The 21468-nt window shown below is 52.1% G+C and carries 22 protein-coding genes; 4 read left to right on the top strand and 18 right to left on the bottom strand.

Annotation, left to right across the window (positions count from 1 at the left end; all coding sequences use genetic code 11):
- Window positions 1-429 precede the first annotated feature (429 nt).
- From HRU77_11775 to HRU77_11720, 12 genes are all read right to left on the bottom strand, one after another.
- Window positions 430-1629 (bottom strand): acetyl-CoA C-acyltransferase, encoded by a 1200-nt coding sequence (locus tag HRU77_11775; GenBank protein ID QOJ21303.1) that lies wholly within the window; start codon window positions 1627-1629, stop codon window positions 430-432.
- A gap of 23 nt (window positions 1630-1652) precedes the next feature.
- Complete coding sequence (locus HRU77_11770) at window positions 1653-4190, bottom strand: 3-hydroxyacyl-CoA dehydrogenase/enoyl-CoA hydratase family protein (protein QOJ21302.1); 2538 nt, start codon at window positions 4188-4190, stop codon at window positions 1653-1655.
- Between the two features lie 174 nt (window positions 4191-4364).
- Window positions 4365-4718 carry an arsenate reductase family protein gene (locus HRU77_11765; GenBank protein QOJ21301.1) on the bottom strand — a complete coding sequence of 118 codons (354 nt, stop codon included), beginning with the start codon at window positions 4716-4718 and terminating at the stop codon, window positions 4365-4367.
- Window positions 4719-4724: 6 nt separating this feature from the next.
- Window positions 4725-5084, bottom strand: a complete 360-nt coding sequence (locus HRU77_11760; protein QOJ21300.1) for a cupin domain-containing protein — start codon at window positions 5082-5084, stop codon at window positions 4725-4727.
- A gap of 218 nt (window positions 5085-5302) precedes the next feature.
- On the bottom strand, window positions 5303-5560 hold the full coding sequence (locus tag HRU77_11755) for a ketohydroxyglutarate aldolase (protein ID QOJ21299.1): 258 nt from the start codon (window positions 5558-5560) through the stop codon (window positions 5303-5305).
- Between the two features lie 77 nt (window positions 5561-5637).
- Entirely contained in the window at window positions 5638-6939 is a 1302-nt protein-coding gene (locus HRU77_11750) for a S8 family serine peptidase (GenBank protein QOJ21298.1), read from the bottom strand.
- 255 nt (window positions 6940-7194) lie between these two features.
- On the bottom strand, window positions 7195-7485 hold the full coding sequence (locus HRU77_11745) for a hypothetical protein (GenBank protein QOJ21297.1): 291 nt from the start codon (window positions 7483-7485) through the stop codon (window positions 7195-7197).
- A gap of 285 nt (window positions 7486-7770) precedes the next feature.
- A complete protein-coding gene (locus tag HRU77_11740) occupies window positions 7771-8670 on the bottom strand; it encodes a hypothetical protein (GenBank protein ID QOJ21296.1) in 900 nt (299 codons plus the stop codon).
- Between the two features lie 336 nt (window positions 8671-9006).
- Entirely contained in the window at window positions 9007-10209 is a 1203-nt protein-coding gene (locus HRU77_11735; protein QOJ21295.1) for an alpha/beta fold hydrolase, read from the bottom strand.
- Between the two features lie 44 nt (window positions 10210-10253).
- Window positions 10254-10700, bottom strand: a complete 447-nt coding sequence (locus HRU77_11730; protein ID QOJ21294.1) for an SRPBCC family protein — start codon at window positions 10698-10700, stop codon at window positions 10254-10256.
- 30 nt (window positions 10701-10730) lie between these two features.
- Window positions 10731-11066, bottom strand: coding sequence for a type II toxin-antitoxin system PemK/MazF family toxin (locus HRU77_11725; GenBank protein ID QOJ21293.1), 336 nt, complete (start codon window positions 11064-11066; stop codon window positions 10731-10733).
- The gene (locus HRU77_11720; protein ID QOJ21292.1) at window positions 11054-11308 is read right to left on the bottom strand and encodes an AbrB/MazE/SpoVT family DNA-binding domain-containing protein; all 255 of its coding nucleotides are present in this window, start codon (window positions 11306-11308) and stop codon (window positions 11054-11056) included. Before HRU77_11720 ends, HRU77_11725 begins: the two co-directional genes overlap by 13 nt.
- A gap of 132 nt (window positions 11309-11440) precedes the next feature.
- Here HRU77_11720 and HRU77_11715 point away from each other — a divergent pair, with 132 nt between their 5' ends.
- Window positions 11441-11890: a helix-turn-helix transcriptional regulator gene (locus HRU77_11715; GenBank protein QOJ21291.1), complete on the top strand. Its 450-nt coding sequence runs from the start codon at window positions 11441-11443 to the stop codon at window positions 11888-11890.
- Window positions 11891-12012: 122 nt separating this feature from the next.
- Here the strand turns inward: HRU77_11715 and HRU77_11710 are convergent, their stop codons facing one another.
- Window positions 12013-12267 carry an acyl carrier protein gene (locus HRU77_11710; GenBank protein ID QOJ21290.1) on the bottom strand — a complete coding sequence of 85 codons (255 nt, stop codon included), beginning with the start codon at window positions 12265-12267 and terminating at the stop codon, window positions 12013-12015.
- Between the two features lie 18 nt (window positions 12268-12285).
- Window positions 12286-13503 carry a beta-ketoacyl-ACP synthase II gene (fabF, locus tag HRU77_11705; protein QOJ21289.1) on the bottom strand — a complete coding sequence of 406 codons (1218 nt, stop codon included), beginning with the start codon at window positions 13501-13503 and terminating at the stop codon, window positions 12286-12288.
- Window positions 13504-13705: 202 nt separating this feature from the next.
- On the opposite strand from fabF, the gene HRU77_11700 reads away from it, so the two are divergent.
- Entirely contained in the window at window positions 13706-14608 is a 903-nt protein-coding gene (locus tag HRU77_11700) for a hypothetical protein (protein QOJ21288.1), read from the top strand.
- A 42-nt stretch (window positions 14609-14650) separates the two neighbouring features.
- Here HRU77_11700 and HRU77_11695 read toward each other — a convergent pair whose 3' ends face one another.
- From HRU77_11695 to HRU77_11680, 4 genes are all read right to left on the bottom strand, one after another.
- The gene (locus HRU77_11695) at window positions 14651-15442 is read right to left on the bottom strand and encodes a hypothetical protein (GenBank protein QOJ22160.1); all 792 of its coding nucleotides are present in this window, start codon (window positions 15440-15442) and stop codon (window positions 14651-14653) included.
- Between the two features lie 68 nt (window positions 15443-15510).
- Complete coding sequence (locus tag HRU77_11690; GenBank protein QOJ21287.1) at window positions 15511-16968, bottom strand: hypothetical protein; 1458 nt, start codon at window positions 16966-16968, stop codon at window positions 15511-15513.
- Window positions 16969-16997: 29 nt separating this feature from the next.
- A complete protein-coding gene (locus HRU77_11685) occupies window positions 16998-17591 on the bottom strand; it encodes an AAA family ATPase (protein QOJ21286.1) in 594 nt (197 codons plus the stop codon).
- Window positions 17588-18004, bottom strand: coding sequence for a hypothetical protein (locus tag HRU77_11680; protein ID QOJ21285.1), 417 nt, complete (start codon window positions 18002-18004; stop codon window positions 17588-17590). Before HRU77_11680 ends, HRU77_11685 begins: the two co-directional genes overlap by 4 nt.
- Before the next feature lie 197 nt (window positions 18005-18201).
- On the opposite strand from HRU77_11680, the gene HRU77_11675 reads away from it, so the two are divergent.
- The gene (locus HRU77_11675) at window positions 18202-20271 is read left to right on the top strand and encodes a TonB-dependent receptor (GenBank protein QOJ22159.1); all 2070 of its coding nucleotides are present in this window, start codon (window positions 18202-18204) and stop codon (window positions 20269-20271) included.
- Window positions 20272-20346: 75 nt separating this feature from the next.
- Complete coding sequence (locus HRU77_11670) at window positions 20347-21459, top strand: PQQ-dependent sugar dehydrogenase (protein ID QOJ21284.1); 1113 nt, start codon at window positions 20347-20349, stop codon at window positions 21457-21459.
- The last annotated feature ends 9 nt before the right edge of the window (window positions 21460-21468 follow it).

Genomic DNA, 21468 nt, shown 5'->3' with positions numbered 1-21468 from the left:
CCTTACGTTTCAAGAAATGCCGCGAATACACATGCGGCGAACTGACTGTTACGGCTTACCAGTGGCTTACTTGAGGCTTCGCGATGAGCACGAAGGGATAAGGGAAGCTCTGAGAAATGAATGCGCTCCCATTATGCAGCGCTGATAAGAATCAAATTTGATAAATCACAGGGGGGCGGATAATCAGTATATTTTGTTTCTTGCACAAAATTGTTACAAAAAACAACCTGATTATCCGGCAGTGGTAACTTTTCTTAGGGAAACGTTGATTAATTCGACGAACGTGATGAAGAGCGAGGCGCACGGAGCGTAACAACCGAGACATATCAATCAGATAGGCGATGGAGTGAGTAACGCGCAACGAAGCGATTCGCTCGTGCAGTCAATTAATCAGCGCCTCCTTAGCGTTAAAGGGATATTTCAAACGGGCTAAAGCGCTTCAAATACGCCGGCCGCACCCATGCCGCTGCCGATGCACATGGTCACCATGCCGTATTTGAGTTGATGGCGGCGCAGCCCGTGCAGCAAAGTCGCCACCCGGATGGAACCGGTGGCTCCGAGCGGATGCCCCAGCGCAATCGCGCCACCGAGCGGATTCACTTTGTTGCGATCCAATCCCAGATCACGAATTACGGCCAAGCTCTGTGCGGCAAACGCTTCGTTCAACTCGATCCAATCCAAATCGTCCTGCTTGATTCCGGTTTGCTTGAGTACCTTGGGAATCGCCTGAATCGGTCCCACCCCCATGATCTCGGGCGGCACACCGGCCACAGAGAAACCGATAAAGCGTCCCAGCGGCGACAGATTGAAACGCTTCAGCGCCGCTTCACTCATCAGCACCACGGCTCCCGCGCCGTCGGACATTTGCGAACTGTTACCTGCGGTGACCGATCCCTTGGCGGCAAACACCGGTTTCAATTTCGCCAGCGCATCCGCATTGGTGTCGGCGCGCGGCCCTTCGTCGGTATCCTTGACGGCGATTTCTTCATGCACCGTGTGCGTGATCAGATCCGGGCGCTTTTCATCGACCGTATACGGTGCAATTTCATCTTTAAATTCACCCGTTGTGATCGCCTTTAACGCCCGTTGATGGCTGGTCAAAGCAAATTCATCCTGATCCTCGCGCGACACTTTCCATTGTTCCGCCACTTTCTCGGCTGTCATGCCCATGCCGTAAGCAATCGCGACATTTTCCTCATGCTGAAACATCGCCGGATTCATGGAAACTTTGTTACCCATCATCGGTACCATGCTCATGCTCTCGGTACCGCCGGCGATCATCACATCCGCTTCGCCGAGGCGGATACGATCCGCCGCCAGTGCCACCGATTGCAGACCGGATGCGCAGAACCGGTTCACCGTCATCCCCGCGACACTGTTCGGCAAACCGGCCAGTAACAGTGCCACGCGTGCGACATTGATGCCTTGCTCCGCTTCCGGCATGGCGCAACCGACGATGACATCGTCAATCGCGGCTGGATCCAGTCCTTCACACTGTTTCATCACGGCATGCAACACATGCACCAGCATGTCGTCGGGGCGCACGTTCTTGAACATGCCGCGCGGCGCTTTGCCGACTGGCGTGCGTGCGGCGGCTACGATATAGGCTTCTTGCGTTTGCTTGGTCATAGGATTCTCCGTGAATCGTGAAATCAGTTTCTCAGCGGTTTGCCGGTTTTCAATGTATATTCAATGCGCGCCTGGGTTTTTTCCGTCGCCAGTAACTCCATGAAAGCCGCGCGCTCCAGTTCCAGGAACCAGTCCTCATCGACCAGGCTGCCCGGCGTCAGATCGCCGCCGCACATGACATGTGCCACTTTGTTGGCAATCAGGTTGTCGTGTTCGGAAATGAAACCGCCTTCACGCATATTCACCAGTTGGCTTTGGATCGTCGCAATGCCAGTATTCCCTGCCACCGGAATTTCCCGCGTGCGCAGCGGCGGACGGTAACCCGCTTCGGCCAGTGCCAGCGCTTGCGCCTTCGCCACATGCAGCAATTCAAAACGATGCATCACCACCATGTCGGCGCGGCGCAGATAACCCAGTTCTTTTGCTTGCTCGGCGCTCTTGGCCAGTTCCGCCATCGCCACCGTCTGGAAATAATGTTTCAATTGCGGGAAAGGATCGCCATCCTTGGCGTTTTGCGCAGCGCGCATTGCGAATTCCTTACACCCGCCACCCGCGGGCAGCAATCCGACCCCCGTTTCCACCAAACCGATATAGCTTTCCAGCGTGGCCACCGCACGGTCGCAATGCATGACAAACTCACAACCGCCGCCCAATGCCAATCCATCCACTGCAGCCACGGTCGGAATCATCGAATAGCGCAGCATTTGCGAGGTTTGCTGAAACTGCTTGATCATGCCTTCCACTTCAGCCAGTTTCTTGGCCATCAGCACATCGGCCAGATCCAGTTCGCGTGCCACTTGCAGCACGGTCGCCTGGGTCGATTTACGCAATTTCTTCAGGAAAGACTGAAAGGCCGTCGGCGGCTTCGGTGGTTCGGGCGAAGCTGCAGGTACATTGCTATGGTGCGCATCCGCTTTGGGTTTTTCGGTGGCTTTCTGCAAATTAGCACCGGCGGAAAACGGCGGTTCGGTTTGCCAGATCACCAACGCGCGCCAATTTTGCTCAGCTTCCTTGATCGCTAGTTGCGTCCCCTCCAGCACATCGAGGCCGATGGTGTGCATTTTGCTCTTGAAGCTCAGAATGGCTATTTTGTCGCCGGTGTGCCACAACCTCACCGCATCCGTTTCAAAAATAGTTTCCCCGTACGTTGCCGATTCGCCGCTCAAGCGGTCTGGGAAAAGCTGGCGCTGGTACACCGGCAATGTTGAGCGCCCTTGCGGTTTTCCGGAAGCCGGGGCAAACGAACCTTGCGCGGAATGCACGCCGGGCGATTCACTATCCGCAATCGTCATGACCCACGGCGGCAACGGCGCCTGACTCATGCACTTACCGGCGGCGATGTCTTCCTGAATCCAATGGGCGATTTGTTTCCAGCCGGCGGCTTGCCAAATTTCAAACGGCCCCTGATTCCAGCCGAACCCCCAGCGCACCGCCAGATCGAGGTCACGCGCATTGTCGGCGATCGACTCCAGTTGCACCGCGCAGTAATGGAACAAATCGCGGAAAATCGACCACAAAAACTGCGCCTGAGGCTCATGGCTGTTGCGCAATGCAGCAAATTTCTCTGACGGGCTGCTGTATTTCAGCAAGCGTTTCAAATCGTCATCGACTTCCGCGCCCGATAACCGGTACCCCTTCGTAGCGCGATCTAGCACATGGATTTCGCCTTTTATTTTCTGGTACACCCCGCGTTTGACTTTCTCTCCCAGCGCACCGGCTTCAATCAAACCTTGCAGCCAATCCGGCACGGCGAAATGTGTATGCCACGGATCGTCCGGCAGCGTATCGCGCATGGTGTTGATGACATGCGCCAGTGTATCCAATCCCACCACATCGGCAGTGCGGAACGTGGCGCTTTTGGGGCGGCCGATCAGCGCGCCAGTCAGCGCGTCGACCAGATCGAAACCGAAATCGAACGCCCGGCCATGATGCATCGTCGCCAGCAGCGAAAACACACCGATGCGGTTGGCGATGAAATTCGGCGTATCCTTGGCACGGATCACGCCCTTGCCCAGATTGGTGACGAGAAATTCTTCGAGATGATCGAGCATGGCCGCGTCGCTGACTTGGCACGAAATCAGCTCGACCAGGTGCATGTAGCGCGGCGGATTGAAGAAATGGATGCCGCAAAAACGGTGCCGCAGTTCTTCCGGAAACGCTTCGGCCAATTGATTGATCGATAACCCGGAAGTGTTGCTGGCGAAAATCGTGTGCTCGCCCAGATAAGGCGCGACCTTAACGTACAGATCGCGCTTCCAGTCCATGCGCTCGGCGATCGCTTCGATCACCAGATCGCAATCTTGCAACAGTTCGAGATGTTGCTCGTAATTGGCGGGCTGAATACAGGTGGCTTTGGTTTTGACGGACAGAGGAGCGGGCTCTTGTTTTTTGAGTTTTTCCACCGCCTTGATCACATTGGCGTTCGGATTCTTGTCGTCGCCCGGCAGTTCGAACAGTAAGGTTTCGATATTGGCGTTCACCAAGTGCGCCGCGATCTGCGCTCCCATGACTCCAGCCCCGAGTACCGCCGCTTTACGCACAAAAAAACGTTGTTCAGCCAATTTTTGCCTCCTGCTTGATCCGGTTATTGATAAGCCCTGCTCACGCCGTCTATGGCGAAGAAGAGTACAAGCATGAGCGCCAAAGCGCAAGCATAATTGTCGGCAGCACTGCTGCTATAGCGCAAAGCGCCGCGCACTGCTAACCATCCGGAAACAAGGAAAAATGGTGAGACTTTAACGCCAGACAGCGGCAAACCGTTCCGCATCGAACCCCACGGTCGCCCGTTGGCCATCGATAATCAGCGGGCGCTTGATCAAACGGCCGTTGCCCGCGAGCAGCACCAATATTTCCTGTTCGGATAACGCCGGCAGCCGCTCCTTGATTTTCAATTCGCGGTACTGCACGCCGCTGGTGTTGAACAATTTATTCAGCGAAACACCGGCGCGCGCCACAATCGCAGCCAATTCTTCCGCGCCCGGCGGATTCAGCGTGATGTCGATAAATTCGTAAGCAATGTTCGCCTGCTGTAAAAATTGCTCCGCCTTACGGCAGGTGCCGCATTGTTTATAACCGTAGAACTTGAGCATGGCCTATCAACCCGCTGTTCTCGGATTCTTTTCCCCGCCTTTGGGTCCCCAGAACACCACCCAGGTGATGAAATCCGGCGAGAAATTCTCGAACCTGTGCTCAACATGCGCTGCCACGAAAAACACCATGCCCGGCTCAAATGTATGCCGCTCCCCGGCAATGACGATTTCTCCACGGCCGGTATGAATGAAATACAACTCATCCTGATCGTGCGGCGTTTGGATATCGGAACCTCTGGGCGCATACACTTCAACCGACATCGTGCCGTGCGCAAACGCCAGTGCAAACGGCTCACCCATCGGCCATTCCGGACTCGCCTTACCGGGTATGCGTTGCATCAGATCAGTTAATGTTGCTTTCAGCATGCTTCTTACCTCGTATTCAGTTAAAACTATTCTTATTGACTACTGGCTCAGTATAAATTAACTATGTAGCTAACACCTAGTAACTCATAGGTGCAGTAGCCCTTGATGACTCACCACAACGACTCTGAATTTGAATTTCTCAAGAATAAAAATGCTTTCCTGATAATGCATCAACACCGGGAATTGTGCGAAAAACAGCGATCATTAACAGTTCTTCTTTACTGAACGTCAGATCCGGGGGGAGCAATTTGGACAGTACCGGCTGTTTCCACAGCGGCGACGCCATTCACTTGATGCAACGCTGATAATAAATCGGGGTGTCCTTTACCAGTAATGACTCCGACGCCTGTTAGCACTTGAATATCCTTAAGTCCTTGTGAGCGTAGATTTTCTGCGATTTTGTCCAACTGAGACAGGTACTTCTCATCAACAGATATAATCATATCAATATCCGTAGCAGATTGATTTGACATCATGATCTCCTCATCTCGACACACATGACAGCCCGCAGAATCACGCGAAGCTGATTAATCTTCGCGTGATTCTGGTTGTCTCAGGGCGCCTGTATCAATCCCCGGCCAACATCTACAACTGGTGCCGGGAGCGTACGGGCATTCGTAATTATACGCTGCCACAGGGCAGCTCCGCGAGTTGCCGATGCTTGAGCCCACAACGCCGCAATACCTGCCACGTGTGGCGTTGCCATACTGGTACCGCTGATAGTTCTCGTACGCGTAGGCATGGGCCAACTGGAGTATATTGCAACGCCAGGCCCCGCGATATCTACGGCAGTACCGGGGTTACGCGCTGTGTCACGAGCAGAGAAATCGGCTACATTCAGGCTGGAATCCAATGCACCCACCGCCATAAATGTGCGGCTATTAGCGGGCCGGCCTACACAACCATACTGCCTTGCTGAACGCCGGGCATTGTTACCAGCAGCAGCGACTATAAGACTACCGGCATTGAGCGCCCGTTGACCTGCAGTTTCATATGCAGTCGATGTGTTGCATACATCCGCACCTAAAGACATTGAAATAACATGGCACTTGTTGGCAACGGCCCAATCAATACCCGCCAGGATACCAATATCACCGCCACTCCCTGCATCTGAAAGGACTTTTCCAATATAAATCTGAGAACCATAAGCAACGCCATAGCGGCGGTCTTGGGTGGGTTTTAATGGTCCGCATGCCGTTCCGGTACAATGCGTTCCATGACCATGACCATCCTGGGCTGTCGGAACTCCGCTTATGAATGACTTGGAAATAATGCTCCTTCCGGCGAAGTCAGGATGCTTAAAATCAAGACCGGTATCCAGCACTGCCACTTTTATTCCCTTACCTGAGTACTTGGATGTAGCAACCTTCGTTGCCTGAAGCCCCCAAGTAAGTGAGGCAGTATCGCCAAATGCTGCGGCTAATTCTGCCAGCCCCTCTTGCATTGCTTCCTGACTGGCCTGAGCATAAAGCGTATTGGCAGCATCACGAAAACCCCGTAAATAGTCCACTGAAAGACCTTTGAGCTCACTCAAGGCATACATGACACCTTCAGGCTCGATAGCCAGTATCGCAGAATCTTCACCTATATCCTGCGCCAATGCGCCAACGGCAGCCTCATCCATAGTAATCACGGCAATGCCTAATTGTTCGAGCAGAACTCCGCCACTTTCCGGCACTTGCGCAATATCTACACCTGATTCACCAAAATCGGCGCTACTCATGAGCTTGGCCTTAGTCAAACCCGTTCCTTTTTTCAGTAAGGTTAAAGCTTCGCTCTGCGCTCCCTCGCGAAATGTGACGATAAAACGGCCTGTTGTTTCCAGACCTGATTGAACTGATTCTTGATTCGACATATACACCTCCTCATAGGATCGGGGACATACTAAACAAGCAATCCGCGAAGATCCCCAACTTTAGCGGTTGCCAAAACACGACATGCAGCGCGCAAATACCTCATTGAATCTACATATAATTTACAAACAAAGAACTTCACCGCAAGCAGCGCAGCATTAACTGCGTGCCCTTTCACTTTAAGGTACGGGGAATTAAATCCGCGGAGATCAATCAATAAACCGGCATGATTGCCTACTTGCTACATTTCTTGCCAGTCATTTATCTGATTCAGTACCAAACTTTCCTTCCAGCACATTGTTCACAATAGTCACGTGGCCATGCTGTGATGCTTGTAATAGCAATCTATTTTCAAGACCATGCACATCTTGGTAGAGCTGTTCATCATCACCAGTCATTGCTATGATGCCGCCACATACGCGAATGCGCGGAGCCAATCCGCCCTCGCGTCTGGGGTTCAGAATAACAAAACCGCGATAACCGATTCCGGTTTCCTGGCAAGGTTTATTGGCAAGAGGAAGATCTTTAAATGCTGCCAGCAATTCCACAACTTCCTCCTCAGATAAACTCCAAGTAGGATTCGGCCTCCCGCTAAATACATCAAACTCGATTATCATGATAGTTTCTATTTACAATTTTTCATGGGGAAACTTAGGTGTAAGCTATTGGCAATCAATAACATTTAATCTCAACCCATAATTAGTCAATCCCAATTGACTCCTAATGAAGTGATACACTGAACTCCTTTTCGGCACGCGGGAGCCTAGTACGGAAATCCCGCGAATGCCTTATTCTCTTTTTTTCCACAGAAAAAGATTTTTAAAAAATAAAACTCAACGAACTTTCATGCCAGTGGGTGAGTAGCGATAACCACAGAAGATGGTATAAGGTCCTCGTGCACAATTTTGCGGTGTTAAGGTTGTACCATTAATAACCCGGCCTAAATTATCTGTGTTACGCGCCGCCGTACCACCCGGTTTATGTCCCCAAAAACCATTAGAGTGCTTCCGGTACCAGTGATAATCCTGTCCCGGCCAAATAACCAGGGCTACGTTTTTGTTCGAACCGGAACAAACTGCCTTACAACCATCCCAGTTGGCCGCAGTAGCGACATTTGCGCAAGCCATGACGTTATTCGGATGGCCTGAAATACGTCCGGGTTGGGCAAACGTATCCGAACGATAATTCATGGCGTAGTTGTAACAGTTATTTTTTCCTATAACACCGGCAGCATTCCAAAAACCAGGATTGTAGGGTGTGTTCTGAATGATACAAGCAGCCTTAGCAACCAGCTTGGCCTCTTCCTTCCAGACTTTCTCTTCAATGGCGAGCTCGGTAAGCGCTTCCGTTTCCAAGCTCTGCTTACGCATTTCCAGCGTATCTTCCAAATAAGCAAAAACATCTTCATGAATGGCATGTTGACCAGTAGAAAGTAACCAACGGACTGCGTCATCCGACTCATCGGCGGTAAGCAAACTCAATGTTGACTCCGGTGCAACATAATCGGCGGACAATAAGCCACCCACCCGGAACGTAGCAGGCATACCTTCTGGCAATTGCTCATCACTGTGAGAGGAAACCACCATGCCACGGAAACCCAATACACTATCTACTGCTTCAGCTTCTACTAGCGCCTTGCCAGAAAACCTTTCCAGGAGCCGGTTGGTGTCTTTCTCGGAGAGAATCCACGAAGGATTAGGTCTTCCAGAAAAAATATCAAGTGTGATAATCATGACAACCTCCTATCTTAATTAGCCGCTTGTTTCATCCGGATTTTGATGCTGCGGCAAATCGCATCAAAGCCAAAAGCATGAAACAAGACTACAAAATCCAGAAGATTTACGCTGTGAAGAAAATCACAACTAATACTAAACAGCAGAAATAATAGGCTCAGAGATATTGAACGGGCTTTGTGTACATTACGCAGCGCTGAATATGCATTCGAAGTGCTGCAAGCAGTGGCGGCAATCGAAAAGAATCTTCATTCAACCCTCAATGCATAAGCATCAATCGAATCAATAAGATTACATGACAATGAGAGCATTACCAGGCAAAACAGGTATGGCGATTCAGTGCAGTACACGTAGCCGGCGATCCAGCCATTGCTCAATTTTCTGCAGCAGTCCGGTGCGCGCGGGTTCTTGCAAAAACACATGCTGGTGATACGGCAAACCGGAAAGCTTCAGAACTTCACTAGCGGAATTAAGCTTCAGTGTCACACGGGCAAAATCTTCATCGCCCCAGGCGGGCGTAACCGGATCCCGCTCCGAATAAACCAGGTAATACGGTATTGAGAAATCCGCCATTTCCCTACGGAAGCGCACGACCTCGGCTTCAATGCCTTTCACGTAGCGCAGCAGACTCCGGCGAATGATCCAGCCGTCGGCGCGCAGGCGGGTTTTTTCTTCTTCGCTATCGGTCAGATAATCGGTGACCCAAGCGGGTGAAACCGGCGTGAAAATACCGCGCAACCCCGGCCAGGACAGTACTTCAAACAAACCATCCAACACCGGCACGGTCACGAGCGAAAACAATTGATTGAACACCAGCAAAGGCAGCGGCTCATCCTGCGGATGCAAAAAATGCGTTTCCGCATGAAAAGACAGTTTGATCAGCGGATTCGCCAGCCAGCCGCGCCAGCCCGGCGGTTCGCTCACGGCAAAAGCCGGGGCTAGCAAAACCACACCCTTTAGCCGCTTGCGCAAATCGGATTCGTCTTGATGCTTGAGCAGATAAGATGCGGTCACCAGTCCGCCTAGACTATGCGCCACGATGAACACCGGCCGCTGCGGATGACCTTGCGCGTCGCACTGCGCCATGAAGGCTTGCAACGCCCGGCCCAACATCCGCCGCAATGGCTCCAGATCGTACAAAGCCGCTTGCGCCAAATAAGCGTCACCGACATCGGCTCGGCCGGCTCCTTCCGCCAGCGCCTGATCGGCACGGCGCAGCGCTGGATTCGATAGCCCGTGCGCATAATGATCGAACCCGGCCACAAAAAACCGCCGCGAGAAATAACGCGCCACCTCACCGTAGCGTCCGATATGCTCGTTCATGCCATGCACCAGCAACACACAAGCGGATGCCTGACTGGGTTCCGGCGGCGATAACGAGCGCAGAATCAGCGGCTCCTCACCGCTCGAACCGATCACAATTTCTTCGCCCCAGCGCGGGTAAGGCACCGTAACAAACGGCCGATGGACGCAACCGGCCAGCAATATCAGCAGCAGAATCAGAAACGGAAAAACGGTTAGCCGATGCTGGCGCGGCATTACCACTCCTTCAGTGTCTCCACAAAAAATCAGCAGTGGCAGAGTTAGCCGGGAATCTCGGCTTCGACAAGCTGCGCGAGCAACGTCAGCGATTCCTGCCAGCCGAGGTAGCAAGCTTCGGCCGGAATCACCTCCGGTACGCCCTCTTGCACGATGTTCAACTCGGTGCCGCAGGAAACCGGTTTTAAAGATACCGTGACCTGCATTTCTCCGGGCAAATTCGGATCATCGAACCGGTCGGTATGGCGGATACGCTCAAACGGCACTAATTCCAGATATTCACCGCCGAATGAATGACTGTGCCCGGTGCTGAGGTTGGTAAAGGACATCCTATAACTGCCACCGGTTTTCGCATCGATATGATGCACCTTACCGGTAAAACCATGCGGCGGCAGCCATTTAGCCATCGCATCGGCATCCAGGAAAGCGCGGTAAATTCTCTCGGGCGGCGCGCGCAGCACGCGATGAAGGCGGATAGTGTTTGTGGACATGGTTATTTTCCTTTTGAAAGCAGGCTCCTGTTAATAGGCAAACAATTCATGCAATCGCTGGCACAAATCCATTTGCGTCGCTTCGTCAATGACGCCAAGTTTTTTGACCAAGCGCGTTTTATCGACCGCCCTGATTTGATCGAGCAAAATCAAACCCTGTTTTCCTTTGAAACTGCAAGCAACCCGGCATGGGAATTCAAAACCTTGGGTTGTCATCGGTGCCATCAGCACGGTGGATAAAGCGGAAAGCTCGTCCGGAGAAATTACAACGCAAGGTCTTGTTTTGTTGATTTCCGAGCCTTGCGTCGGGTCGAGCTGCACCAGCCAAACCTGGAATCGAGAAACTTTCGGCACTACCAGTCCCAATCGTCAGCGGTAGACAACGGTGCATTCAACCATTCCTGATCCAGCGGCTCCGCGCCACGCATCTTCAATGTGCCTTCAATGGATTCACGCCAACCTTCCCGCGCCGCCTTCTTGGGCGTAATCAACAAACCACCCTCCACGACTTGCAATTGCAAATCCTTACCCTCTAAGTCAGCCTGTTCGATGAGCGGTTTGGGAATACGTATGCCTTGGGAATTGCCGATTTTGATGAGATGGGTCATGAGAAGTGTTAATGAGTTACGATACTCGCATGACTATAGTGTAATTACATTGAGAGCACAAGCGATCATCGCTTTCGTGCAGTAGAATAAATTGATAAGCCATTCGGGCGGAATGCTTTCAGCTTCCGCCTTATGCGGGTTCTCAACAAAAAATACACCTGTCAACATTTTGACAAAATTGCTTGTATCATTCCCGATATGGATACCTATGGGGAACGCCTAAAATGGGCGATAAAAAACGCCGAAATAACACAGACCAAACTGGCTCGGATGGCAGGCATTCAGCCGCAAACAGTGCAATACTTGTGTGACAAAAAAAATGCTGCTCAGGGAAGTCGGCACAATTCAAAATTCTCGGAAATATTAAAAATCAATGCGTATTGGCTGGAAACCGGCAAAGGTGACAGGTTTGCTAACGAAAATAAGGAAGCGGATGATGATCTGCTGCAAATTCTAGGAATCCATCGAGATAGTCTCGATTTGGATCAGATAGAAATAATCAGAGCTGTAATGAGTGTAAAAAAGGAAGACAGATCTGATTTAAAAAAAATCGTAAAAAAATATATTGAGTCGGTTAAATAAAGCACCCCGCCGCAAGCAGCGGGGTATTAACTGCGCTCTTCAATCTGCTGGTTTTCAACCAACTTGAATTAAATATGATCTAACAGTCAATTGTAATTGCCAAAAATCACCCGCGCCCCCCACTACCCCTTCTCCTCCGGCGGATGCTCACTAATATAAGTAATAATATCCCCCACCGTGCGGAGATTCTTGACTTCCTCGCCGTCGAACGTGACGCCGAAAGCGTCTTCCGCGTCGAACAGCAGTTGGACGGTGTCCATCGAGTCGAGGCCGAGTTCGTCAAATTTGGAGGCGGCGGTGATGGTGGAGGCGTCGGCGTTTTCAACTTTTGATGCGATAAATTCGATGACTTTCGCTTCGAGGTCTGCTGTATCCATGTCTGTGGGCACCTTGTGTTATAGAGTTGTAAAAACGATGCTGGCGTTGTTGCCGCCGAAGCCGAAGGCGTTGCACAGCGCGGTCTGCACTTTTTTCTGCGCCGCCGTGTTGGGCGTGTAATTCAGATCGCATTCCGGATCGGCTTCGATGAGGTTGATTGTGGGGTGGATGGTGCCGGTTTGCAGCGTCATGATCGCGGCGATGCTGCCGATCGCGGCGGAAGCGCCGATGCTGTGGCCGATCATCGATTTGGTGGCGCTGACCGGAATTTCCGGCGCGCGCTCGCCGAACAGTTGCTTGATCGCTTTGGTCTCGATAACGTCGCCGATGGGCGTCGAGGTGGCATGCGCGTTGATGTAATCCACCTGCGCGGGGGTCATGCCGGCGTCGTCAAGCGCGGTTTGCATCGCCGCCGCTTGACCGTCGATATCTGGTGCGACGATGTGCGTCGCATCGCAGGCGCAACCGTATCCGGCCAGCCGGGCGTAAATTTTTGCGCCGCGTTTGAGTGCCGCGTCTTCCCGTTCCAGCACCAGGATGCCCGCGCCTTCACCCATGACGAAGCCGTCGCGGCCTTTGGCGAAGGGGCGCGAGGCTTGCGCCGGGTCGTTGTTGAATCCGGTGGACAACGCAAACAAGGCTTCAAAACCCACCATCGTCAGCGGCAGCACGCAAGCTTCCGCGCCGCCGGTCACCACTGCATCGGCTTTGCCGCTGCGCAGCAGATCGAGCGCTATGCCGATGGCATTGGCGCCGGACGAGCAGGCCGTACTGGTCGTCAGGTTGGTACCCTTCAGCCCGTATTTGGTTGCGATCCAGGCAGCGGCGGAATTGGCCATGATGCGCGGAACGGTAAACGGCGGCACGGACTTATTTTGGAATCTGCGCGCCGCAGAAGATTCGAACGTCGAAAATCCGCCCATGCCCGACCCCAAACTGACCGCCAACCGCCGCGGCTCATAACTTTCCAGACTGCCGGCATCCGCCATCGCCTGACCCGCCGCGTGCAGCGCCAGTTGCGTAAAGCGGTCGGTTTGTTCGATTTGCTTGGCGGTTAAAAAAGTGGCGGGGTCAAAACCCTGCACTTCCCCGGCGATCCGCGAACGCTGTTTGGAAGCGTCAAAGCTCTGAATACTGATAATTCCACTGGTACCGGCAACCGCATTTTTCCAGAATGGATCAATGCCCGTGCCGATCGGTGACACAATCCCCATTCCGGTGACAACGATACGCATATAAGAAAGCTCGAATAGAGAGAATTAAGGCAGGATACGATAAAAATCAACGCATATTTTCTGCGCTGAATATACTGAATGCCGGATGGGCTGTCAAACGCGCCGTTCATGGAAAAACATCGCAATCCGCATTCCTGCGGTATCATCCAAAACCGGGCGCGCACATTGTGTTTAACCCGCTGGTTCGATGGAGACAATCACTATGAATAGCACACCGCACTTGATTTTCTTGAAACAGGTAGTTTCTGTGTTAATGGCCGTTCTCATCACGGCATGCACGACAGACAGTAACCCAAAAACCAATCCGCCCGGTAAGCAGGAAAATAGCCGGACAAACGGAACTGAATCCGCAAAGCAGGAGGAAGCGATGAAATTTTCTATCAACCCGCCGGAAAGCTGGCTCTGGTCGCACGACATCGCACCGGATTATATCGACGACGTGCTGATGCCGGGCTGGCATCTGACGCGACTTTCCAGTTACGGAACCGGCACAAATCGGCGTTTTGCCGCCATCGTGTACCGCCAACCCGGGATCGAAGGGCATTATCTGCGCGACGTCACGGCAGCAGAGCTGGACGATAAAATTGCCGCCATGAACGCCCGCCCGGTATCGATAACTGCCGACGAAACGGATAATCAAGCGCACTTCACATTGGCGTTGCAACAAGGATCGGAACCGGAAACCAAGGTACTGACCGGCTTGGATGAAGCCGGACTCAATCAGTTAATCAACGGCCGGCAGCACATCGCCGATTTGACCTCCTACGTCTCCGCCGGTGTGCGTCGGTACGCAGTAATCGTCGAAGAACGCCCGGGACCCTCGTTGATCTTCAGCCGTGTCACGGCAAAAGAACTGGATGCGCAATTGCGCAAACACAATGTCACACCGGTGCGCATCCGCGGTTTTTCCGAAGGCGGCGTGCGCTATTTCACCGCGGTCGCGGAGCACCTCGATGGCGGAAAATGGGCTTGGTACGACGATATCGATGGCGATGCCGTAGCCGGCAAGCTCGAGTCGAACAAGGCATATCCTTTCGATCTGGAAGCGTATCGCACTGCACAAGGCGTGCGCTATACGGTAGTCATGTATCGCGACCGAAACTAGGGAAGTTCTAAAAACTACTGCGCCCGGTCATGCTCACACGAATCAATACTTGCAAACACGCGAACCGTCCGCCAACAAACCGCTCGGCTGCGGACGGTATATGGCACGGCCGAATAGCGTTTTAAACGCGAATTCCGGCCGCCGCTGCCACGTCAAAAAGAGTCCCCGCCCGCTCTCCAGCGGCTCCGGCTTCTTGCCGGAATCCGCAAACTGCTGCACGATATCCCGGTAATACGCCTCGCGCTGCCAGTAATCGACATGAATGCCGTCTAAACCGAACCACTCCGGCTTCTGCTCGTGCAATACGAACTTGCGGCGCGCCGCCATAGCCACCAAGCCGTCATGCACCGCCCAGGCGCGACTGACCGTTTCATTCCGCGGCAACCGGCAGGAAGGATAAAAAAGATTGCGGAACAACAGAAAACGCCGCTCGGACAAACGTTCGATTGAAGTCATCGGCAAACCGGTCACAACGATCTGCGCGGATTGCTGCTGCAACCGCTCCACACATCGCTCCACCGATTGCAACACCTGCTCAGGCAGCAAGCCATACACAATATCGTTGCCGATGTCAGTCAGCAATGCATAAGCCTGTCGCGATTCCGTCTCACGCAACTGCCGCCACAACCCGCAATCCGCAACTCCCGGCAACCCGCGCCACACCGCTTCACTGAAAATACCGTACGCCCGCCCGTGCCCGATGGCTGCCAGAATTTCGCTGGGTCCGCCGAAGCGCTGCTGCATCAGGTGAATGACCAGTCGCAGCGATAACGTCAGGTTGCTGGCGCCGAGCAGGATGAGGCGGCTTTGGAGTGGGCAGTTATCAACCACGATGATGCACAGAATAATTCATTACTTTCTTGTAAAGAGAAATGACCTAGCCATGATTATTCAACGACCTGTTAATCTAAATTGCATGCAAGTAAAACCCATTTCTCATACAGTTTCATATTGCCTTGATTATTTATAATACTTTCTAACAGCCTTACTTCGGCACTTGGATGCCTTCTTCTTTTTATAGCATTTGATATTCCATCATGGTCTGCATAAGCATACATGGAATAAAAATCTACAAAATCAAGCGCGTAATATAAGCGCTCACTTATCCTAATATTATAAAAAGAGCTGAATTTATTTTTAATCAATTCCTTTTTTTCACGATCCTGATCTTTGCCAAATGAGAAGTACTCTTTAAATAACACCGGAACTTTAGCCTCAAGCATGATCAAGAAAATCAGGTAAGCAAAATGCAATTTTTCTCCGAATGGAACAGAGGAAATAATTGCCAAGATTTTTTCGTAACACTGTTTTTGCGTTCGCAAATCAAGCCTGAAGAATGCTGAAAAAAGGGAAAATAGCAATACCATTTCAGCCAACTCATTTTTCTCGATCGTAAGTGTGTACTCATCACTTCCGCGATATTCATTTAGGTCACCGCCAATATTAACCCAATTGCGTTTTTCATCTCCCGATAAAGAGATACCAATTTGAACAAATTTATTAACTAAATCAGGATCAAATCCTTGAAATAATAACTTAGCGTATTCAACATAATCAGGTAAAGAAAGGGCATAGCTTTGGTCAAAGAATCTTCTTAAATATGTAGTTGAATCAAATCCACTGCCATAGATTGCATTAATGGAGTGCTTTAATTGCTCGGTATCCGTCGCGATAACGAAAACAATCCCTGGTACACCGAACAAATGTTTTATTCTTTCTAATAATTCGATTGCATAAAGCGGGCGGCATCGATCAAGTTCGTCAATAAAAATGAATAATGGCTTTTTCAAGTACTCCTGATTGCGAGTCAATTTTTCTATTAGTTCTTCCAAAGACTTTCCAAAACTTTCTATGGCTTTCTCAACAGCTTTATTATTCTGAATCAATTGTTCAGTGACTTTTTCTACAATTTCAGTAGCAGCCTTCTCATCCTTTTCATTGAGCTGCTGCAATTCTTCCAATCCATCTTTACCAATCGCTTTAGAAACTGCTGCTCTTGCTAAAATTGGGGCAATGCTTTTTAAATACTTACCAGCTTTTGATAACCCACTATTTATCTTCTTATCATTTTTATCGGTAACAGATAACAAAGGCGATAAATCTTTTTCAATGCAAGAAATAACTGATAATAAAGGATCATTCGAGAAGTCATTTTCCCATGCATTAAACAGTACGCATGGATGCTCCTTCTTTAAATCCTCGCACCAATGTTCAATGAAAAAGGTTTTGCCGGATCCCCAAGGTGCATTGATATTGATTACGAACGGGCCTTTTTTAGCGATCAGGTATTGCGTGAGAAAATCCGCATATTTCTTGCGTTGCAATACATCGCCACTCCATTCATTAACCTCCTCGTGCATCGTTTAGATCTCCATATTCATTACAAATCTTATTTTTCTGCCCCATAATCGGCCAACAATTCCCTACACCAATCAGGCATAACATCAAGCCGGAATATGATCTGTCCATCGCGAATAACGGCCAGTTGTTGAAACGGATTATCCGCGCGGGAATTGTCGAGGATGTATACGTGATCGCATAGCGGCAGCGTCTTTTTAATTAGCTTGAGCGTTCTGGGTATCCGGCTGATCACTTTATCGGCCGGAACGTTGTGACCGCCTTCGCTGACTCGCTGTGCGATCCGCGCTTGGTTGAGTGCTGAGTCACCCAAGTGAATAAACACCAGAATGATTTCATACTCGAGGGTTTTGGCTTGCGCGGCAAAATCAATTTTCGACGGATGCGAGAATACCGTTTCAAAACAAAAACTGCGGCCCTGCCGCAGCAATTGCAGGCGCAGGTGTTCCGCCAGTTTGGCGGCGTGATAGCTGTGCGCTTCCGGCGCTTGCGGATACAGCAGCTTGGCCAGGATATCCGCGTTGACAAACGGCAGACCTGCGGGTGCCAGCCGGGTACGGTAGAAAGTACTTTTGCCCGCACCGTTGCCCCCGGCCAGTAGCCACAGTTGTTTTTTCTTTCTCAAAGCGCCGGCTCAATCATTTCGATGAATTCGCCGCCTTGAAACTTTCCCGTTTTGATGCGGCCATCCGGTTGGATTTGTTCCAACAAACCGGGGTGTGTAGCCGATGCCTGATAGCGGATCGCGCTGCCGGTCACCGTTTGCGGCAAAACGCCTGCGGCGCGATCGGTTTCCAATGACTGAAATATGCTAGCAACATCGACCGGCTCGCTGGTGACCGGCTCGACAGTAATTTTTGCCAATCCCGCAGAGATCGCCAGCATGTCGTCCGGATTCAGCATGTGGTCGATATTGCGCCCCATTTCCGCCCAATATTCGATTTGCTCTGCTGTGCTGCGGTGGAACCGCTCCGCGGTCAATGCGGCGGCTTGCATTAATTCATCTTGCAAGCGAATCGGAGAAGCTGCTTTTGCCATGTTTTGACTCCATCAATCCAAATAATTATTGATTGTAGCAGATTGCTACATATTTTTACGTATCGCCAGTAATCAACAAAAATGATCGTAACCAATCAGTAAAAACCCAACAATTTGATGCCAGTCATTCGAGTGATACACTTGCGCGCATGTCTGTTATTTCTGCTGCGATTTTTTGTCCTGGCCGTTTTTCCTGCATGCGTACTGCAATTCATTTTTTAATGATTATGGCCGGTTGCACTGCAATTGCTTTACCTGTTTGGGCGCAGGAATCCAAAACCCCGCAATCCGTCATTCTCAACCCGATCAACATCACCGCCACGCGCAGCGAGCGTTCACCGGAACAGATTCCGAGCAGCGTCACGCAGATCACGCGCACTCCGCAACATAACTATCAACCCGGCGCAACGTTGGACGAGTTCGCGCGCGGCACGCCAGGGGTGTTTTTTCAGAATCAGTTCAACTTCACGCAGGATTTGCGCATCGCGATCCGCGGGTTTGGCGCGCGCTCCTCGTTCGGGGTGCGCGGTATTCAGATGCGCGTCGACGGCATTCCGGCGACGTTGCCGGACGGGCAGACGCAGCTGGATTCGATCGATCCGTCGCTGATCGAGCGCATGGATATTCTGCGTGGACCTTCAGCGTCGCTGTACGGCAATGCTTCCGGCGGCATGATCGACATCACCACGCGCGAAGCGCCGCCGGAGAAATTCGTCGTGATGCCGCGCCAGGTGTTCGGGCAATACGGTTATCTGAAATCCGAGTTGTTCATGGGCGGGCGCAACGGCAATTTCGGCTACAGCATCTTCGGTTCGCACTTGCAGCAGGACGGCTGGCGCGATCAAAGCGCGATGCAGAACACTCTGTTTCAAACCAAGCTGAATTTCAAAACCAGCGAAGATTCGGATCTGATGCTGGTATTCCGCGAGTTTTATTCGCCGCTGTCCAAGGATCCCGGCGCGCTGACCGGCGCGGAAGTGCGCGACAATCCCCGGCAAGCTTCCGCACGCAATGTGCAGTACAACGCCGGTGAAGAAATCCGCCAGGAGGAAATCGGCTTGCGTTTCCGCAACCGCTTTTCCGCCGGTAAGGAGCTAACCGCGACAACCTATCTGCTGCACCGCGATTTCCAAAGCCGCCAGCAGTTTTTCGATGGCGGACAGGTGCAGTTCGATCGCTGGGTGGGCGGGTTGATGATGCAGTTCGTCAACGATCATATGCTGTTCAATCGCCCCAACCGCTTTCTGGTCGGCGTCGATTACGGCATCCAGAACGATGACCGGCAGCGTTTCAATAACAATTTTGGCGCGCGCGGCGTGTTGAACTTGAGCCAGACCGAGCGCGTGCAAAGTACCGGGCCGTTTTTCCGCAACGAATGGCGCGTGGCGGACAAATTGGATGTGGTGTTCGGCGGGCGTTGGGATTGGCTGCGGTATGAAGTCAAAGATCAATTCAAAAGCGACGGCAATCAATCCGGCGCGCGCACCGTATCGCAAACCAGCGGTACCGCCGGGCTGGTGTATCACGTGACCAGCCAGCAGCAGATTTACGCGCATACCGCGTCCGTTTTTGAAGCGCCGACTACGACAGAACTGATCAACAATCCCGCCGGAAAAGGCGGCTTCAATCCGAATCTGAACGCGCAAACGTCGCTCAGCAACGAACTCGGCTTTCGCGGCAACACCGCCGGATTCCAATACGACACCGCGGTGTTTTTTATCCGCACGTGGAACGAAATCACGCCGTTCGAGCTGGCCTCGTCGCCCGGCCGGGCATTTTTCCGCAACGCCGGACAATCGCGCCGGATCGGCGTCGAAACACGCCTAGCGACACCGGAATGGAAAGGTCTGCGTGGCGAAGTCAGTTACACGTTTTCGGATTTTGAATTTGAAAAATACACCGCCAACGATACCAACCTGAAAGGCAATACTTTCCCCGGCATTCCCCGTCACCGCTGGGAAGGCTTGCTGCGCTACGCACATCCGCTCGGATTTTTCGGGCAACTACACGTGCACCGCGTCGGCGCGTTTTTTGTCAACGACACCAATAGCGCAACCAACCCGGCGTATACCCTGGGGCAATTGCTGCTGGGATGGGAAAAGAAACACAACAATATCGAAGGCTCGGTGTTTTTTGGCGTCAACAACCTGTTCGACGCGCAATATAACGCCAACACGCGTATCAATGCCGCGCTCGGGCGGTATTATGAACCCGGCCCGCCGCTCAACGTGTTCGGCGGCGTGCGGGTGCGCGTCGTGGTGTTTTAACCAGCTTGTATTGAGCCGCTCCGGCAGGAATGATACAGTTGAGCGCGTTAACTCATGCATCCAGCACAACCCATCATGAAACGACCATTTAAAAAAATTCTGATCGCAATTGCTCTCTGTCTTGCTGTTTCACTCAGCGCGCAAGCGCAGCGTCTCCAAACCGAATTCGACGTGCGCTTGGTTGCCGAAGGATTGCAATTCCCCTGGGGCATGGCGTTCATGCCGGACGGCAATGTGCTGGTTACGGAAAAAGTTGGCCGGTTGCGCATCATCACACCGGATGGCAAGGTATCGGAACCCATCAAAGGCGTTCCGGCAGTTTTCTTTCAGCAGCAAGGGGGTTTGCTCGATGTCGCGCTGGATCCGGAATTTGCCAAGAACCGGCTGATTTACCTGTCGTACGCCGAGCCGGAAGGATCGCGGGCGGGCACGGCGGTCGCCCGGGCTGAATTAAAGGACGGCAGCCTGGAAAACTTACAGGTGATTTTCCGCCAGGTACCGAAAGTACTGGGGTCGGTGCATTTCGGTTCACGTCTGGCGTTTGCGCCGGATGGCAATCTGTTCATCACCTTGGGCGATCGCGGCGATTTTATGGAGGAAGCGCAGAACCTGAGCAATCACATCGGCAAGATTATCCGCATCCGCCCTGATGGCTCGGTGCCCGGCGACAACCCATTCGTCAACAATCCGCAAGCCAAACCGGAGATCTGGTCGTACGGTCATCGCAGCGTGCAGGGCGCAACCATCCATCCGCAAACCGGCGCATTGTGGATTCACGAGCATGGCCCGAAAGGCGGCGATGAAATCAATATTCCGCAAGCGGGAAAAAATTACGGCTGGCCCAAGGCCAACTACGGCATGCACTACAACGGCACGCCGATTAAGCACGAGCACGCCGAACAAGGCTTTGAAGAACCGATTCACTATTGGGTGCCGTCGATCGCACCATCCGGCATGGTGTTTTATACCGGCAAATTGTTTCCGGCATGGCGCGGCAACTTATTCGTCGGCGCTTTGGCCGGCCGGCAATTAGTCCGCCTGACCACCGGCGATAACAAAATTCTCAGCGAAGAACGGTTATTAACCAATACGCTGCGATTCCGCGACGTTGAACAAGGCCCGGACGGCGCGTTGTATTTGTTGACCGATGAAGACAATGGCAAATTGCTGAAACTGTCACCAAAATGAAACATTCAT

Source organism: Gammaproteobacteria bacterium (assembly GCA_015709615.1).
Lineage (GTDB): Bacteria > Pseudomonadota > Gammaproteobacteria > Burkholderiales > Nitrosomonadaceae > Nitrosomonas.
Note: the sequence above shows the minus strand (reverse complement) of the source record. Positions and strands in the feature narration are given on the sequence as shown.

Bases quoted from the DNA above. Each gene is read 5' to 3' on its own strand.
- HRU77_11775 (QOJ21303.1), bottom strand. From the start codon at position 1,629: ATGACCAAGCAAACGCAAGAAGCCTATATCGTAGCCGCCGCACGCACG.
- HRU77_11765 (QOJ21301.1), bottom strand. From the start codon at position 4,718: ATGCTCAAGTTCTACGGTTATAAACAATGCGGCACCTGCCGTAAGGCG.
- HRU77_11760 (QOJ21300.1), bottom strand. From the start codon at position 5,084: ATGCTGAAAGCAACATTAACTGATCTGATGCAACGCATACCCGGTAAG.
- HRU77_11755 (QOJ21299.1), bottom strand. From the start codon at position 5,560: ATGATGTCAAATCAATCTGCTACGGATATTGATATGATTATATCTGTT.
- HRU77_11750 (QOJ21298.1), bottom strand. From the start codon at position 6,939: ATGTCGAATCAAGAATCAGTTCAATCAGGTCTGGAAACAACAGGCCGT.
- HRU77_11740 (QOJ21296.1), bottom strand. From the start codon at position 8,670: ATGATTATCACACTTGATATTTTTTCTGGAAGACCTAATCCTTCGTGG.
- HRU77_11735 (QOJ21295.1), bottom strand. From the start codon at position 10,209: ATGCCGCGCCAGCATCGGCTAACCGTTTTTCCGTTTCTGATTCTGCTG.
- HRU77_11730 (QOJ21294.1), bottom strand. From the start codon at position 10,700: ATGTCCACAAACACTATCCGCCTTCATCGCGTGCTGCGCGCGCCGCCC.
- HRU77_11720 (QOJ21292.1), bottom strand. From the start codon at position 11,308: ATGACCCATCTCATCAAAATCGGCAATTCCCAAGGCATACGTATTCCC.
- HRU77_11715 (QOJ21291.1), top strand. From the start codon at position 11,441: ATGCGGGTTCTCAACAAAAAATACACCTGTCAACATTTTGACAAAATT.
- HRU77_11710 (QOJ21290.1), bottom strand. From the start codon at position 12,267: ATGGATACAGCAGACCTCGAAGCGAAAGTCATCGAATTTATCGCATCA.
- fabF (QOJ21289.1), bottom strand. From the start codon at position 13,503: ATGCGTATCGTTGTCACCGGAATGGGGATTGTGTCACCGATCGGCACG.
- HRU77_11700 (QOJ21288.1), top strand. From the start codon at position 13,706: ATGAATAGCACACCGCACTTGATTTTCTTGAAACAGGTAGTTTCTGTG.
- HRU77_11690 (QOJ21287.1), bottom strand. From the start codon at position 16,968: ATGCACGAGGAGGTTAATGAATGGAGTGGCGATGTATTGCAACGCAAG.
- HRU77_11680 (QOJ21285.1), bottom strand. From the start codon at position 18,004: ATGGCAAAAGCAGCTTCTCCGATTCGCTTGCAAGATGAATTAATGCAA.
- HRU77_11675 (QOJ22159.1), top strand. From the start codon at position 18,202: ATGCGTACTGCAATTCATTTTTTAATGATTATGGCCGGTTGCACTGCA.
- HRU77_11670 (QOJ21284.1), top strand. From the start codon at position 20,347: ATGAAACGACCATTTAAAAAAATTCTGATCGCAATTGCTCTCTGTCTT.